This window comes from uncultured Hymenobacter sp. (assembly GCF_964242765.1).
Classification (GTDB): domain Bacteria; phylum Bacteroidota; class Bacteroidia; order Cytophagales; family Hymenobacteraceae; genus Hymenobacter.
Genome location: NZ_CAXTBM010000101.1, coordinates 1 through 13,863, shown reverse-complemented (window position 1 = coordinate 13,863; position 13,863 = coordinate 1). Strand labels below are relative to the sequence as shown.

9 protein-coding genes are annotated in these 13,863 nt (G+C 58.6%); 3 read left to right on the top strand and 6 right to left on the bottom strand.

The window, feature by feature from the left end; genetic code table 11:
• The coding region (locus ACFE7X_RS23755; RefSeq protein ID WP_375438169.1) for a gliding motility-associated C-terminal domain-containing protein at positions 1-426 on the top strand (426 nt) is incomplete at its 5' end.
• Positions 427-534: 108 nt separating this feature from the next.
• Entirely contained in the window at positions 535-924 is a 390-nt protein-coding gene (locus ACFE7X_RS23750; RefSeq protein ID WP_375438168.1) for a hypothetical protein, read from the top strand.
• A gap of 141 nt (positions 925-1,065) precedes the next feature.
• Here the strand turns inward: ACFE7X_RS23750 and ACFE7X_RS23745 are convergent, their stop codons facing one another.
• Genes ACFE7X_RS23745 through ACFE7X_RS23735 form a run of 3 tightly spaced genes read right to left on the bottom strand, consistent with a single transcriptional unit; the run spans position 1,066 to position 4,512 of the window.
• On the bottom strand, positions 1,066-2,592 hold the full coding sequence (locus ACFE7X_RS23745) for a hypothetical protein (RefSeq protein WP_375438167.1): 1,527 nt from the start codon (positions 2,590-2,592) through the stop codon (positions 1,066-1,068).
• Complete coding sequence (locus ACFE7X_RS23740) at positions 2,589-3,764, bottom strand: FecR family protein (RefSeq protein ID WP_375438166.1); 1,176 nt, start codon at positions 3,762-3,764, stop codon at positions 2,589-2,591. The genes ACFE7X_RS23745 and ACFE7X_RS23740 overlap by 4 nt, the downstream gene beginning before the upstream one ends.
• Entirely contained in the window at positions 3,649-4,512 is an 864-nt protein-coding gene (locus tag ACFE7X_RS23735) for an RNA polymerase sigma factor (RefSeq protein WP_375438165.1), read from the bottom strand. The genes ACFE7X_RS23740 and ACFE7X_RS23735 overlap by 116 nt, the downstream gene beginning before the upstream one ends.
• A 993-nt stretch (positions 4,513-5,505) precedes the next feature.
• On the opposite strand from ACFE7X_RS23735, the gene ACFE7X_RS23730 reads away from it, so the two are divergent.
• Complete coding sequence (locus tag ACFE7X_RS23730) at positions 5,506-7,383, top strand: endo-1,4-beta-xylanase (protein WP_375438164.1); 1,878 nt, start codon at positions 5,506-5,508, stop codon at positions 7,381-7,383.
• 528 nt (positions 7,384-7,911) lie between these two features.
• Here the strand turns inward: ACFE7X_RS23730 and ACFE7X_RS23725 are convergent.
• The 3 genes from ACFE7X_RS23725 to ACFE7X_RS23715 all read right to left on the bottom strand — a co-directional run bounded on the left by ACFE7X_RS23725 (position 7,912) and on the right by ACFE7X_RS23715 (position 13,609).
• On the bottom strand, positions 7,912-10,578 hold the full coding sequence (locus ACFE7X_RS23725) for a glycosyl hydrolase 115 family protein (RefSeq protein ID WP_375438163.1): 2,667 nt from the start codon (positions 10,576-10,578) through the stop codon (positions 7,912-7,914).
• A 97-nt stretch (positions 10,579-10,675) separates the two neighbouring features.
• A complete protein-coding gene (locus ACFE7X_RS23720; protein WP_375438162.1) occupies positions 10,676-11,767 on the bottom strand; it encodes an endo-1,4-beta-xylanase in 1,092 nt (363 codons plus the stop codon).
• A gap of 156 nt (positions 11,768-11,923) precedes the next feature.
• Positions 11,924-13,609: a sodium/sugar symporter gene (locus ACFE7X_RS23715; RefSeq protein ID WP_375438161.1), complete on the bottom strand. Its 1,686-nt coding sequence runs from the start codon at positions 13,607-13,609 to the stop codon at positions 11,924-11,926.
• Positions 13,610-13,863: the final 254 nt, after the last annotated feature.

Sequence of the window (13,863 nt, the reverse complement as noted above, 5' to 3'; positions counted from 1 at the left end):
GGCCAAGCTACGGCTACTTTTACTTGGCTACCCGTCTGCGGCCCCGCTACGGCCGGCGACAGCGGCCTGGTCGTGCATTTCACACTCGCGCAAAGTGCCTTGTGCAAAACACAAACGCTGACGCGCACTATCCGCTTTCAGGTTGCCCGGCCTAATGACTCGCTGGGCTTCCGCCCCCCCAACATCATCACGCCCAACGGCGACGGTCTCAACGAAGCCTTTACCCTGGACCAAGCCTTACCGCCCGATTTCTGCGACAGGCAGTTTGCCGGCGTCCGTATTTTCTCGCGCTGGGGCAATATGGTATATCAGTCGCCGACGCGCAGCTTCCGCTGGCCTGGGGCCGGGGTCGGGGGAGTTTATTACTACCTCGTCACCTTCACCGACGGGCGGCGCTTCAAGGGCTGGGTGGAGGTAATGCTATAAAGCAGAACCACTTCCCAGCCAGCGGATGCCCGCTCAGCGGCGCCAAATTAGAATCGTTTTTCCAATCACTCTTTTCAATTTTCACTTCCCTAATTCAACTCCATTTTTATGAAGCGTTTCTCTTCCCGCCGCGTGGCTTTCACTACACTGGCCTCTTTTAGCTTAGCTGCCAGCACTCTGCTCACCGGCTGCTTTGAAAAAGACACCGAAAATGGTGATTGCACCAGCCCCACTGGCGGCACCTGCACCATCGCTGCTACGGTGGTAGACCTCAGCGCTACAACCGGCTGCGGCTTGGCTTTGCAACTGGCCGACAACACGTACCTCGTTCCCACCGGCTCGACCTGGACTGATTACCATGCCACGGCTGGCAATAAAGTGCTGGTAGGCTACACCCCGAAAAAGAGGGGCGCTAGGCAGACCACCTGCCCCGCCGGTCCGCTCGTTGAGTTAGGGTGCATCAGTGTGAACACCACCACGACCACGGGGGCTTTTTAATTAACCGTCAGCCAATCTGATAAGAAGGTCCGGCGAGTTGCCAGACCTTCTTATCAGATTGGCTGGGTTGCCCCTCGTATCGTACTACTTGGTATGGGGCGAGCCGCTGATTTCCCTTGTTAGCTTATCTTAAGCTTCCCTTCAAAAGCGCACTCCCAGTTGCACTCCAGGCCAAAGACGCACTAGGGACTGCTCGCCACCTGAGTTGAGCCAGAGCCACTGGTCCTGGCCCACGGCCCAACGGGAGCGTCCCCGTTCCCGATGGGCTGTGGCTAGGTTGAGGGTAGGTCCTCCCACAAGTTGCCAGCGCCCACCTTGCTTGAGCTGCCAAGCCAATGCGGGCCGCAACTGCGTTAGTTGGCCCCGCGAAGGCTCTTTATCCCCAGTGCCGGCCAGAAACCACTGCATTAGGTCGAGGCTGGGCGTGAAGCGGCCCCAGGGCTGGCCCGAAGTGCCCACGCCCACTCCCCCAGCCCAGCCTAACTGGCGGTCAAACCGGTCGGCAGCAACCGCTAGCACCAGGTATAGGCGTGGGATGCCCACCTTGAAGGCCACGTTTAGCGGCAAGCTTTCGCTAACCCATGCCTCGCCGTGCAGGTAGCTGCGGCGCAGCAGACCATTGCGCGCAAGGAGTTTTCGAGCGGCAGAGTCAGCTTTTTGGTTTAGTCCTACTAAAGGGTTACGCTCCGAGGCCCACCCCGCCAGCGCCGGAACGGACCGTGGCGGCCCGCCGGGTGTCAGATCAGTCTTGAGCGGAACAAGTAATGAAGGCAGTGAGGCCAGTGAAACCTTGGTTTGGGCAGACCAAACTTGCGGCTGTTTAGAGCTAGAAGTTGGGGAAGATGACGAGACGGAGAACCTTCCCGGAGAAACGTCAGGTTCGGGCTTTATCGGGCGCGTCTGGCTTCGGCTACGACGCGGCAAGACGATTAGTGCCGTTTTACTGCTCGGCTTGGCAGTGGAGGAAGGGCGTAGAGGCCGAGTAGTAGGCGTTGATGGGTTGGCTAAAGCCGTTTGAGGCTGAGTGGTCCGGTTGGCGCCCATATTGTTAGGCAAGGAGCGCCCAGCTGAAAAGCCGCTGCTAGCATCCTCTTTTCGGCTTCGCTTTGCGGAGTTTAAAACTCTAGCCTCCCCGCCCCCAGACGCTGAGGCAAGCCTGCCAGCCGGACCACTGCCTAGAGCACCCTTTTTAGCTATTTCTCTCTCCCGCGCAGTTGTTACCAGAACGGAAGAAGCGGGTAAGGGAGGCGGTTGAGCTAGCGACATGGGCCGGCCATTCACGGCCGCAACTCCTACCGGCGCCGCGACGTGATTAGGCCACAAAACCAATTGCCCGTTAAGCAAGCCATACGATAAATGCTTGTCAGCCAGCACCTCCCGTAGCACCACGCCCAACGGCCGGGCCGGACCGGACCGCAGGAAGCACTGGTGCGTCACCGGCACCAAGGAACTGCTGTAGCTGAAGGGCAGCCCACCTTGCCGCGACAACTCGGCCAGCACCTCCCCCAACGGGCGGGCGCCAGGGGTAGGCCGCACGAGGTGCGCCAACGCCGGGCTGCCTACCTGGCCCCACCCCCATCCAACAGGCAGAAAATACACTAGCAGCACCGCTAGTATCCCTGGCCACATCCGTCGGCAATTGCAGGCGGGCGCCCCTAATTTTTTCATCGGTGGCGCGGGCGCGAGGCCGGCGCCGCTGCCGGGGTCTGGGGCGCCGGGGTACAGCCCGGACCTTGCAGTTGGTAGCCGCCTTTCCCATCGGGTGTGAGGCGGCTGGCCGTAGCCGCCGCCAGCACGGCCAGCACCTGGGCTGGCTGCGGGTGGGGAAAAGTCCCGGTGAAGCGGCACTGTCCCAGGGCGGAATTGCTCAGCTCGACGCTCGTGCCAAACGTAGCCCGTAGGGTGCGAGTCACTTGCGCCACCGGCACATCAGCAAAATGCAGGGTATCGGTTTGCCAGGCCCGGAAATTAGGATCGGCGGCCGGGCTTCTTTGCAGGCGGGCCGCAATGCGGCCGGGTGCATCCGCGGCGTGTAGGGCCGCACGGGTGCCAGCCGTAAGTTCTACGCTGTCCGGGGTGGCCTCGTGCGCCAGCCACACCCGGCCGTGGGTCACACTGACTTCCACCGAGTCTTCAGCCGCGTAGGCTCGCACGTTGAAGGCCGTACCCGTTACCCGCACGCGGGCGGTGGTCGTGCTCACTACAAACGGTCGGTCTGGGTTGGGGCTTACCTGGAAATAAGCTTCGCCCGTGAGCTGCACGGCCCGCAGCCCCCGGGCGGATTTAGGCTCAACGCCCACGTAGCGAAGCCGGGAATGCGCGTTAAGCCAGACCGTGCTGCCATCAGGCAGTTGCACCTGCTGGCGGCCGGCGGCACTGGCATAAGTCAGCACCACCGGCTGTGACTTGAACAGCCCCGAATTTGCCAAGACGAAGCCCGACCCCAACAGCAGCGCCAGCCCTGCCGCCAGCTGCCAGCGCCGGGCGGCTCGCCGTTGCAAACGCCACAGAGGACGCACAATCGGTGCGGCGGAAACCGGAGCAGCAGGGCTGGGGCTGCTGTTGGGGGCGGGCGAGATTAGTGGCGCCGGGGCAATCAACGGCCGGAAACGCTGCCAAGCGGCCTCCACCTGGGCCGGGGAAAATAGCACGGGCGCCGCGGCAACCTCGCCGGCCCGTTCCCAGGCGCGGGTAACCGTGGTCAGGATTTTTAAATGGGAAGGGTCAGCTTGCACCCAGACACGCAAGGCTGCCCGTTCGCTCGCCGTCGCCTCGGTGGCCAGGTGGCGGGCCAGCAGCGCCCAGGGGGCATCGTCCGGATCGGGGTAAGTATGCGTCATAGGGAGGAAGGCGACGAGAAACCGCTCGCCCTAAATATAGGATACGCGAGGTCCCCGCTCCCCCCTCTCGCCGCGCAAAATAAGTGGCGGGCCGGTCTAGCCGCCAAGCCCCGGCACTTTTTCCGGTCGCTGGTGGCAAGTGAGAGGCCAGACCGGTTGCACCGCAGTAAAGCAGGAGCCAGTACAGGTTTTTCAACACCCAGGCGAGCTCACGGCGTAGGATACGCAACGCCTTGCCCATGCGCTTTTCCACCGTTTTAAGAGGAATTTCCAGGGCATCCGCTATCTGCTGATAGCTCAGTTCCTCGTAGCGGCTTAGCTCGAACACGACTCGACACGGGGGCGGGAGTTGGGCGAGAGCCGCCGCCACGGCTGCGGCCGTTTCGACAGCGTGCAAATCAGTTAAAGCATCGGGGGCAATTGGCGTAGTGGCGGGGGGGGGAGCTTCGTCCCAAGTCACTTGGCGCTGGGCCCGCTGCTGATAGCGCAGGGCCGCATTGAGGGCCATGCGGGTGAGGTAAGCCCGGTACGAATCAATTGCTGGCAAGGAATCAAGCCCTTGCCAGAGTCGCAAGAATACGTCCTGCAAAATGTCTTCCACCACTTCCAGGTCGGGCACTACGCGGTACACCACGGTGCCGAGCGGATCGTAAAAGGTTTTGAAGAGCTGCTCGATGAAAGCGGCCGGGTCCGTCTGGCGCAAAAGCGTTAGGCGGGCATTCAGCGTAGCGTCATCGAAAACGGCCATTAGGTAAGGTTAGGGACGGCCGGGAACTGGTTTAATGAAGCCGCATGAAAGATGAGAGGGAGTTCGCGCTTGACTTACTCCCGCTTTGTTGCGAGCGGATTCGGTTGCCAGCGGCACCAGAAGCAAGATAGGCTAAAGAGAATATCGGCCTGGTTGCAGGTAGAAACAAGTCTCTGTAACCACCGAACAGGAAACAGGTAGGCACTAGATGCCAGGCTCACTCAAAATAGCGCCATTGCTTGCTTGAAGGGCAACACCGTCAGGGAGGACTCCCGAACCTGACGGTGCTAACGCTCAAGCTGATGGCAAAGCGCGCATTTAAAGGGTGAAACATGGCAGATCATAGGAGTATCAAGTCAGAACTAAATTGCTAGAGAAGCCCAATTGAGTGAAGGGAATTGCGGTGCTCGAATGTCGTAACAAAAGGAGAAACGCGTGAAAACAACCGACCAATCGCCTTAAATCACCGACGAGACTGGTTACGACGCGTAAGCATTACTTCGCCTACCGGCCCTCGACCAAGCGCAAGCTCGTGAGACCAACTCGGGCTTTTGCTTCCGATAGCCGCCAGCAGATGCCGGATTCAAAAGCAGATGCCGTGGCTGATCAAATTTTCCACTACCCTCCTCTGGGGGCCAGCGGGTAGGCCTGCGTTGCGGCTCGTTTCGTGTCCCCAACTGGCCCGCCAAAGCGCTAATGGCTTTTGTAACTGGCCGGGAGTACTGGAATTGGTATGACAGGCTGGTTTTGTGGTTTTGAAGGAGCACACAGCGGAAATGCTTCACTTAGAAGCAAAGCACTGAAGTTTTTTACACCATGTACCTACCACAACCGATGCCGGCTCCCTATCGCAAACGGTTGCATATTTTATCATTCAACTGGATGTTTACCAAGCTATTATGGTCGTGCTGGAAGGAATATCTTCACTCCCAGAGGTCGGCTTAGCTGCTCTCGACACGCCGTTTTCATTTCCCCACCACAAACCATTCTGTTATGCCTGGACATAGACTTCGCTTTCTATTGTTTCCTTTTTCCTTGTTTTCCTTCGCCTTACAGGCGCAGAACGCACCCGTGCCCCAGCAGGCAGAAACCGGTACGCTCGGCACCGACTGGACCAGCCCGACCCAGGCCGGGGTGCAGTACGTGACGGTAGTGCCCACCGCAACCATCAACGCCCAGAATCCGGGCACAGCGGCCCGCATTATTACGTATTCCGTCACGTTTCCCGGCCCCGGCAGCTACGACCTGTACGCCCGCATTCGGGTGGGCACTGGCGCGGCTAACGACGACAGTTTCTACTACGGCAATGGTTTCGGCACCAAATCCGCCACCGACGACACCAACTGGATTACCGTTAACCAGCTCAATAGCGTGGGCTACACCAGCGCCAACGAGGTGGTGGGCAATGCTGGCGGAGGCCAACAGCAGGTGTGGAAGTGGATAGACCTCTCGACTTTCAACGGCGGCGAGGCTCCTGTAGCTTTCACCGTGACGGCGGGCAACCTCACCCAAACCTTCCAGATTGGGGCTCGCGAAGATGGCCTCGATATCGACAAGTTTGTGTTTGGTACCACTGGGCTGTATTTCACCGTGGCCAACCTAGATGCCGGGGCGCAGGGCTCCACCACACCGCCCACCGTATTCACGCCCACCGGGCCGCCCATGGCCACCGGCAAAGCGAAGTTTTTAGGCGGGGTGCATAGCATTCCGCAGAAGCCTTTTTTCAACAACTACTTCAACCAGGTTACGCCCGAGAATGCCGGCAAGTGGGGCAGCGTAGAAAGCACCCGCAACGTAATGAACTGGGCCGAACTGGATTCGGCCTACGCCTTGGCGCAAACGAAAGGGTATCCGTTCAAGATGCACACCCTGATTTGGGGACAGCAACAGCCTATTTGGATAGAAAACCTGCCGGCTGCTGAACAGCTCATGGAAATCAATGAATGGTTTGCGGCCGTAGCAGTCCGCTACCCCAACATCACGCAGATCGAGGTGGTCAATGAGCCCACCAACGACCTGCCCCTCAACGGCTCGACCGGCAACAACGGCCCTAACACCCCGGGCAGCGGCGCCGGCAACTACTACAATGCGTTGGGGGGCGCGGGCACCACCGGCTGGGATTGGGTGATTAAGTCGTTTGAGTTGGCCCGCCAATATTTCCCGAATGCGCAGTTGATGCTCAACGACTACAGCGTGATAAACACCACGTTTAACGTGCAGCGCTACCTTGGCATCGTTAACTTACTGGTGGCCCGCAACTTGGTTGATGGTGTTGGTATTCAGGGTCACGCTTTTTCCACCCGCGGCGTGCCCGCCACTACACTGGCTACCAACCTGAGCGTACTCGCTACGGCCGGCAAGCCTCTCTACATCACGGAACTGGACATCGACGGCGTGAACTCAGCCACCCCGCCGCAGTTGGATGACGCCATTCAGCTAGCCGAATACCAACGCATTTTTCCAACCCTGTGGGAGCATCCGGCCGTGCGGGGCATCACGCTGTGGGGTTACCGGCCCGGCCACTGGCGCACCGCGCAGGGAGCCTACTTGGCCAACGGCGACAACACCGAACGTAGCGCGCTGGTGTGGCTGAAGAACTACGTGCGCACCACCGTGCTGAGCACCAAAGCCAACCAGAATGCCGCGCTTACCCTCTCCCCTAACCCCACTGCCAACGGCCGCTTCGTGCTGCAAGGGCTGGAAAAAGCGCAGACCATCCGAGTACTCGATTTAAGTGGCCGCTTGGTAAAAGAAATTAAAGGAGTTAACCAGGCCACAGCCGAAGTAGCCCTGCAAGTGTCGCCCGGTTTGTACGTGGTACAAGTCGTTGATACTTTTGGTGTGACGTCCCGCAAACTGATAGTGGAGTAGTTCGCATAGCTGTATTGCCAAACAAGAAGGGCCGCGTCATCTGACGCGGCCCTTCTTGTTTTTTGTGCTTTTGTGTGGCTCTGAATCGTGATGCATCCACCGCATTTACATCCGTGTCGTCGTACAGCAAACCCTGGAAGCAGAAGTGACACGCTTCTGCTTCCAGGGTTTGCTGCTGCCAGTTGGCGTGCACGTCTTCATTGGCTTATCCCGCGCCCACACAGATTGAACGACTTGTTAAGCGCTCCTTGCGCCTTCCTAACCTCGACGCTTACCAGGCGGTTAGGCGGTTGCGCTTGCTGCGCCTGCGCTACCGATGCAGGTAGCAGTGTCTCAAAATTGAGTAAATAATAGGCACAAACAAGAGTAGAAAAGCCCGCGTCAGCAGGTGGCTTTATACCCGTCATCCTGCGTAAGCGAAGAACCTTGTTGCGCAAGAACGAGTCGTTTCAACGATTTTTCGCTCTTGCGCAGCAAGGTTCTTCGCTCACGCAGGATGAGAGGCGTTGTTGGAAGCACCGACCAGTTCTAGCGCTGGCCTACGCTACCTTTCACTTCTTTAGGCGTTTTCGAAATGCCCGATGCGCTTTCCGGCGGACCCAGGTAGCTCGGCTTCACGCCGCCCAGGTCTACTACCAGCTTTTCCAGCACCACGCCGGGGTCGACGCGCCAAAACTTAAGCACATGCTCGCCGGGCTTGGCCAGCGTGTGCTTCGACTCCTTAATAACGATGTTTTCGGCCACCGCTTTTTCCCAAGGCTTGTTGCCATTATCGGCTACCATACCCATGTGCAGATTGATGATTTGCGGCGCCTCATCGTCGAACGACACGGCATAGCGTAAGCCCTCACCACCGACGAAATTCAACGTGGGCGCGAGGTAAGCCTGCACGGTCACGGGGCCGGTGCTGGTGAGCTGCACGCGGTACTCCAGGTGCGGCGTATTAGCGGCGGGCATCTGGGCGGGCACAGTGGTCGGGAGCGTGGTGACGGCCGACAGCGTGCGGCCCAGGTTCGGAACGGTCTGCCATTTCACTGCACCGCCGTTCACGGCTTTGCTGTAGTGCTCAGCTTCAATACTCACGTAGCCATCCGCCTCCACAAAACCAGCGCCAGCGGCCACTTTCGGTTGCGGCTTTGGTGCTGGAGCGGCCGGGTTAGCCGGCGCAGCAGCGGTGGACTGAGTGATAGTTTGCACGGCGGGCATGGCATTTTTTGCGGGCTGTTGCCAATAGGTGTAGCCGATGTGGGTTTGGTCCATCATGTGGTTCCACTTGCCCCCGGTCACAGCGTGGTAGCGGTTTGTAATTTCCGCGTCCTTGGCGTACAGCGCTTTGGCTTTCTCGGCTAGTTCGTTGGTAGTAGCTAGGCCTTTTTTGGCTGCTTCCTGGTTCTGCGCAACGGTGTAATACAGCTCGTTGAGGTTGGCGCAGGCTTGCACGGGATGCAGCACCAGCTGATAGTAGGCGTCGCGGTACTCGGCCGACAGTTGCTGATTGATGGCTTCGGCTTGGGTTAGGAGTTGGCTGTAGTCGGCCACCACGGTTTCCCATTCGCGGTAGTTGGTTAGGCTATAGGTGTTCTGATCGAGCAGTTCGGGCTTGCGGCGGGCGTTGTATTTGGCGTACTTGGCCAGGATATCGGCAATGCCGGCGGCGTGTTTAGCACCGAATTGCTTGGCGGCCCACTCGCGGCTATAATCGTCAACTTGATTGGCACCGATTTTATCGGGGTTCCAGGCGTAGTCGAGGAAGAAGCTAATCGGGAATTCCATGGGCTTCAAGTCGCCCACATTCACTATCCAGATGTTGTTTGCGCCGTACTCGTAGGCCAGGTGCATCTGCTCCCAGATGCGCGGCAGCGGGTTCGTGTTCAGCCACTTATAGTTGCGCGGGCCGCCCACGTAATCGTAGTGGTAGTAGATGCCGTAGCCGCCTTGGCGCGGCTTCTCGCCGGGCTTGGGCAGCTTGCGAATGTTGCCCCAGTTATCGTCACAAAGCAGCAGCGTTACATCGTCGGGGACGCGCATGCCTTTGTCGTAGTAGTCCTGCACTTCCTTGTAGAGGGCCCAAAGCTGGGGCGTTTGCTCGGCGGGCTTGCCGGTTTCTTCGGCAATAATCTTGCGCTGGTCGGCCACAATGCGCTCCAGTAGGGCAATATTGCTTTCCTGACTCATAGGCTCGTCGCCGTCGCCGCGCATACCGATGCTCACGATGTTCTCTCGGGTGCCCATGCGCTTCATGCCGCCACGCCAAAACTCCTGCAAAGCCGCCGCGTTGGTTTGGTAGTTCCAGGCGCCTTTGCCGGCGTGCTTCCATTCCTCGTGGGCCCGCGTGAGCGGCTCGTGGTGCGAGGTGCCCATCACAATGCCGTACTCATCGGCCAGCACCGGGTTTTGCGGGTCGTCCACGTTGAACATGTTGCCCCACATGGCGGGCCACAGGTAATTGCCTTTCAGGCGCAGAATCAACTCGAACATGTGCGTGTACATCTTGGAGTTGACGCCGCCAAATTTTTCCTTCGACCAGTTTTGCAGCGCCGGCGCTTCGTCGTTGATGAAAATGCCGCGGTATTTCACCTTCGGCGTGCCCTGCGAATGACGGCCCGGCGCTACGTACAAGGCCGTTTGCGGCTTGGTCGGCACATCAGCCCACCAGTACCACGGCGACACGCCCATCTGCTGCGACAAATCGTAGATGCCGAAGATGGTGCCGCGCTTGTCGCTGCCGGCAATTACCAGGGCGCGTTCTACGCCGGCCATCGGCTGTTCTACCACTTGCAGCACGAAGGTTTCCCACTTCCCCGCCACCTGCGACACGTCTAGCTTCTTGCGTTGAATCAGCCCGTCAATCAGTGGGCTTTTGCCAATGGTGCCGATCAGTACCACTTCCTTGCCCGCAGGAGCCTTGTCGGTGGTGAGAGTGGGCGTGATTTTGGTGACGCGGTTGATGTCGGCCTGCAAGTCTTTGGCGGCGCGCAGCACGCCCGGCCAATCAGTACTGCTGGCGTACAGAGCCGCTGCTTTGCCGGAGGCCGCCAGCGGGAAGCCGCTTTTTCCTTTTTCAGTTGACACGTAGGTGTCAGCAGGTTTCGCGGCTGGCGTTTGGGCCGGCGCTACGAATGTAGACAGTGACAGTGTGAGCAGCAGCACCCAAGAACGGCGGATACTGGCGGTATTGAAAGGCAGGGTTTTCATTGGCATTAAGTGAAAAGGCGCGGCAATGCAGGAGCATCAGATGCTAGAGCTAGAGAGCTAGTTCCCTCCTTATCTGAGGGGAACTAGCTCTCTAGCTCTAAAACTTCACCACCTCCCAGTAAGCTTTTTTAGGCTTCTGGTTTTGGTCGAAGAGCAGGGGGTAGTTTTTGCGGCCGGCTACGGGGTAGGTATCCAGCCAGGTATACTTGTCGGAGATGTTCCAGAAAGTGACGCCGGTCAGCACATTTTTGTAGTCGCGAAACACCCGGAAGAACATTTTGTACTGCTCGGTCTGCTTCTGCTCTAGCTCGGGCGTGTAGGCGTCGGATTCGCCGGGGCGCTTTTCGCGGCGGTCTTTCTCCCACGGATAGATGGACACGTCGAGTTCGGTAATCTGCACCTTCAGTCCCAACGACGAATACTGCTCGATGGCCTTGCGCAGCTCGGCTTCCGTGGGCTCCTGCAACGACCAGTGCCCTTGCAGCCCAACGGCATCAATCGGCACGTTGGCGTCTTTCAGCTTCTTGAGCAGCTTGTACACCCGCTCGCGCTTTTCGGGGCGCTCGGTGTTGTAGTCGTTGTAGAACAGCACCGCTTTAGGGTCGGCCGCGTGAGCGTATTCGAAGGCTTTGGCAATGAAGTCTTCGCCGCAGATCTGGTACCACTCCGAGTTGCGCAGAAACTCCTGCGGGTTGTCGGAAATGGCTTCGTTGACTACGTCCCAGGCGTAAATCTTGCCTTTGTAGCGCTTCACCACCGTATCAATGTGGTCTTTGAGACGCTTAAGCAACACTTCTTTGGACACCTGCTTGCCGGCCGCGTCCTTGAACAGCCACTTGGGCGTCTGCTCGTGCCAGAGCAGGTTGTGGCCGCGCACCCGCAGCTTGTTGTCTTGCGCGAACTGCACTATTTCGTCGGAATCCCGCCAGAAGTAGCGGTTTTCCTCGGGGTGGATGGGGCCCATCTTCATGGCATTCTCGGGCGTGATGCTGTTGAACTGTTGCTTGATCAGCTCCCCATCCGCCCCCTTTAGTCCCTGCGGCGACACGGCCACGCCCACCAGGAAATAATCTTTGTAGTAATCTTTCAAGCCTTTTTCAGGCGCTGGGCTTTCGCTGCTGCAAACAGTGAACCCCGCCAGCAGCAAGCCAACAGTGGCAAGCCGGCGCCAGGAAGCAGTAGTAGTCATGATCAAGTAGAGGTTGGTTGCCTGTCACGCTTCAATTAGCTTCCGCTGGTTGAAGCGTGACAGGCAGGTTGGTTGCTGTTTAATGCCCTGCCCTTTTCACCTACCCACAGACCACTGCGGTAGTGCCTGGGCAAATGCAGCGCCCCGTGAATGAGGCTACCAATACACGGTGTAGAGCGTGGTGAGCAAGCCGAGAATAACCATCGTACCGATAGCAAAGCCACGGGTGGTTTTAAACATGCTGCGGTCCACTTCCAGGCCATTGGTTTTCACGCCCCGGCTGGTTTCGTAGAGGCTGATGACCACCATCATGGCAATGCAAATCACGAACACGAAGCCCATACGGTCGAGGAAAGGTATCTCGTAGACCCCCGCCGCGTTGCGCACGGCAAAGCCCAAGGGTGCCAGAAACGAGAGGTCCATCAGGTTAGGCAAAAACTTGAACAGTACCGAGAGCAGGAACCCGCCGATGGTAGCAAAAAGCGCGGCCGTGGAAGTGGTTTTCTTCCAGAAAAAGCCGAGGATGAACATGGCAAAGATGCCCGGCGATACAAACCCCGTATACTCCTGGATATACTGAAAGCCGCCCTTCTTATCGATGCCCAAGTGGGGCGCAATCAGCACGCCCAGCAGCATGGCCACCACCACTGCAATCTTGCCCACCGCAACCAGTTTTTTCTCGGAGGCCGCCGGGTTGAAGACTTTTTGGTAGATGTCGAGCGTGAAGATGGTAGCAATACTGTTGGCCTTCCCCGCCAGCGACGCTACTACGGCGGCCGTTAGGGCGGCAAACGAGAGCCCCTTCAAACCCACGGGCAGAATGTTGAGCAGCACTGGGTAGGCCCGGTCCGGGTTCAACTCCCCGTCCTGTAGCATCTCGGTGCTGAATACGTCGGTTTGGTAGAGCACAAAAGCCGCGATGCCAGGCAGCACCACAATCACGGGCATGAGCAGCTTCAGGAAAGCCGCGAAGAGCAGGCCACTGCGTGCCGTGGGCAAGTCGGCCCCGAGGGCGCGCTGCGTGATGTACTGGTTGCAGCCCCAGTAGTTGAGGTTCACAATCCACATGCCACCGAGCAAGACGGTGAGGCCGGGCAGGTCGATGTAGTTGGGATTGTCGCGGTGGAAGATCATCTGGAAATGGTCGCCCGCTTGTTCGGTCATCAACCGGAAGCCGGCAAATACACCCGTCTCGCCGTAGTGGTCGGCCACCAGGTTCAGGGCCAGATAGGTGGTCGCTAAGCCCCCCAGAATCAGGAAGAACACCTGAATTACGTCGGTGAAGCCAATCACCTTCATGCCCCCGAGCGTGATGAGCACGGCGAAAAAAGCCAGCGCATAAAGACAGAAGTCGAGGTTGAGGCCGGCAATGCTGCTGATGGCAATAGCCCCAAGGTAGAGAATCGACGTCAGGTTGACCACGATGTAGAGCGCCAGCCAGAACACGGCCATAATCATGGCCACGGTACCGTTGTAGCGCTGGTGCAGAAACTGCGGCATGGTGGCAATCCGGTTTTTCAGATACACCGGAATGAAGAACACCGCCACAATCACGAGCGTGATGGCCGCCATCCACTCGTAAGTGGCAATGGCCAGGCCCATCTTGAAGCCCGAGCCGGACATGCCCACAAACTGTTCGGCCGAGATATTGGAGGCAATCAGCGAGGAGCCGATGGCCCACCACGTCAGCGAGCCTTCGGCCAGGAAATAATCTTTGGAATCGCCTTCTATCGTGCCATCGTGGCCGGTTTTGCGCCGGTATATCCAAATGCCATACCCCGAAACAATCAGGAAATAGATGAAAAAGACAACGTAATCGAGGGTGGCGAGTTGATGTTGCATGAGTACTAGTCGAGCCGCCCGAACGAGCGGCTAATGCGAGAAAAAAGCTGGAACGTCGCCCGCGGGCACCCCAGCAACTGGTTGCTATTTACTGCCCCGGCAACGAGCGACAAAACCTCCCCGACTGGCCTTTCTCCAGGTTCCCACTCCTTTCTCAAGACCAGCCGGGTTGGTTTTTAGCTGCTACTAGATATACTGATTGATAATGGCTTCGAGCCACTCCTGCTTGCCGCTGCGCTGCACCGGCTCGCCCG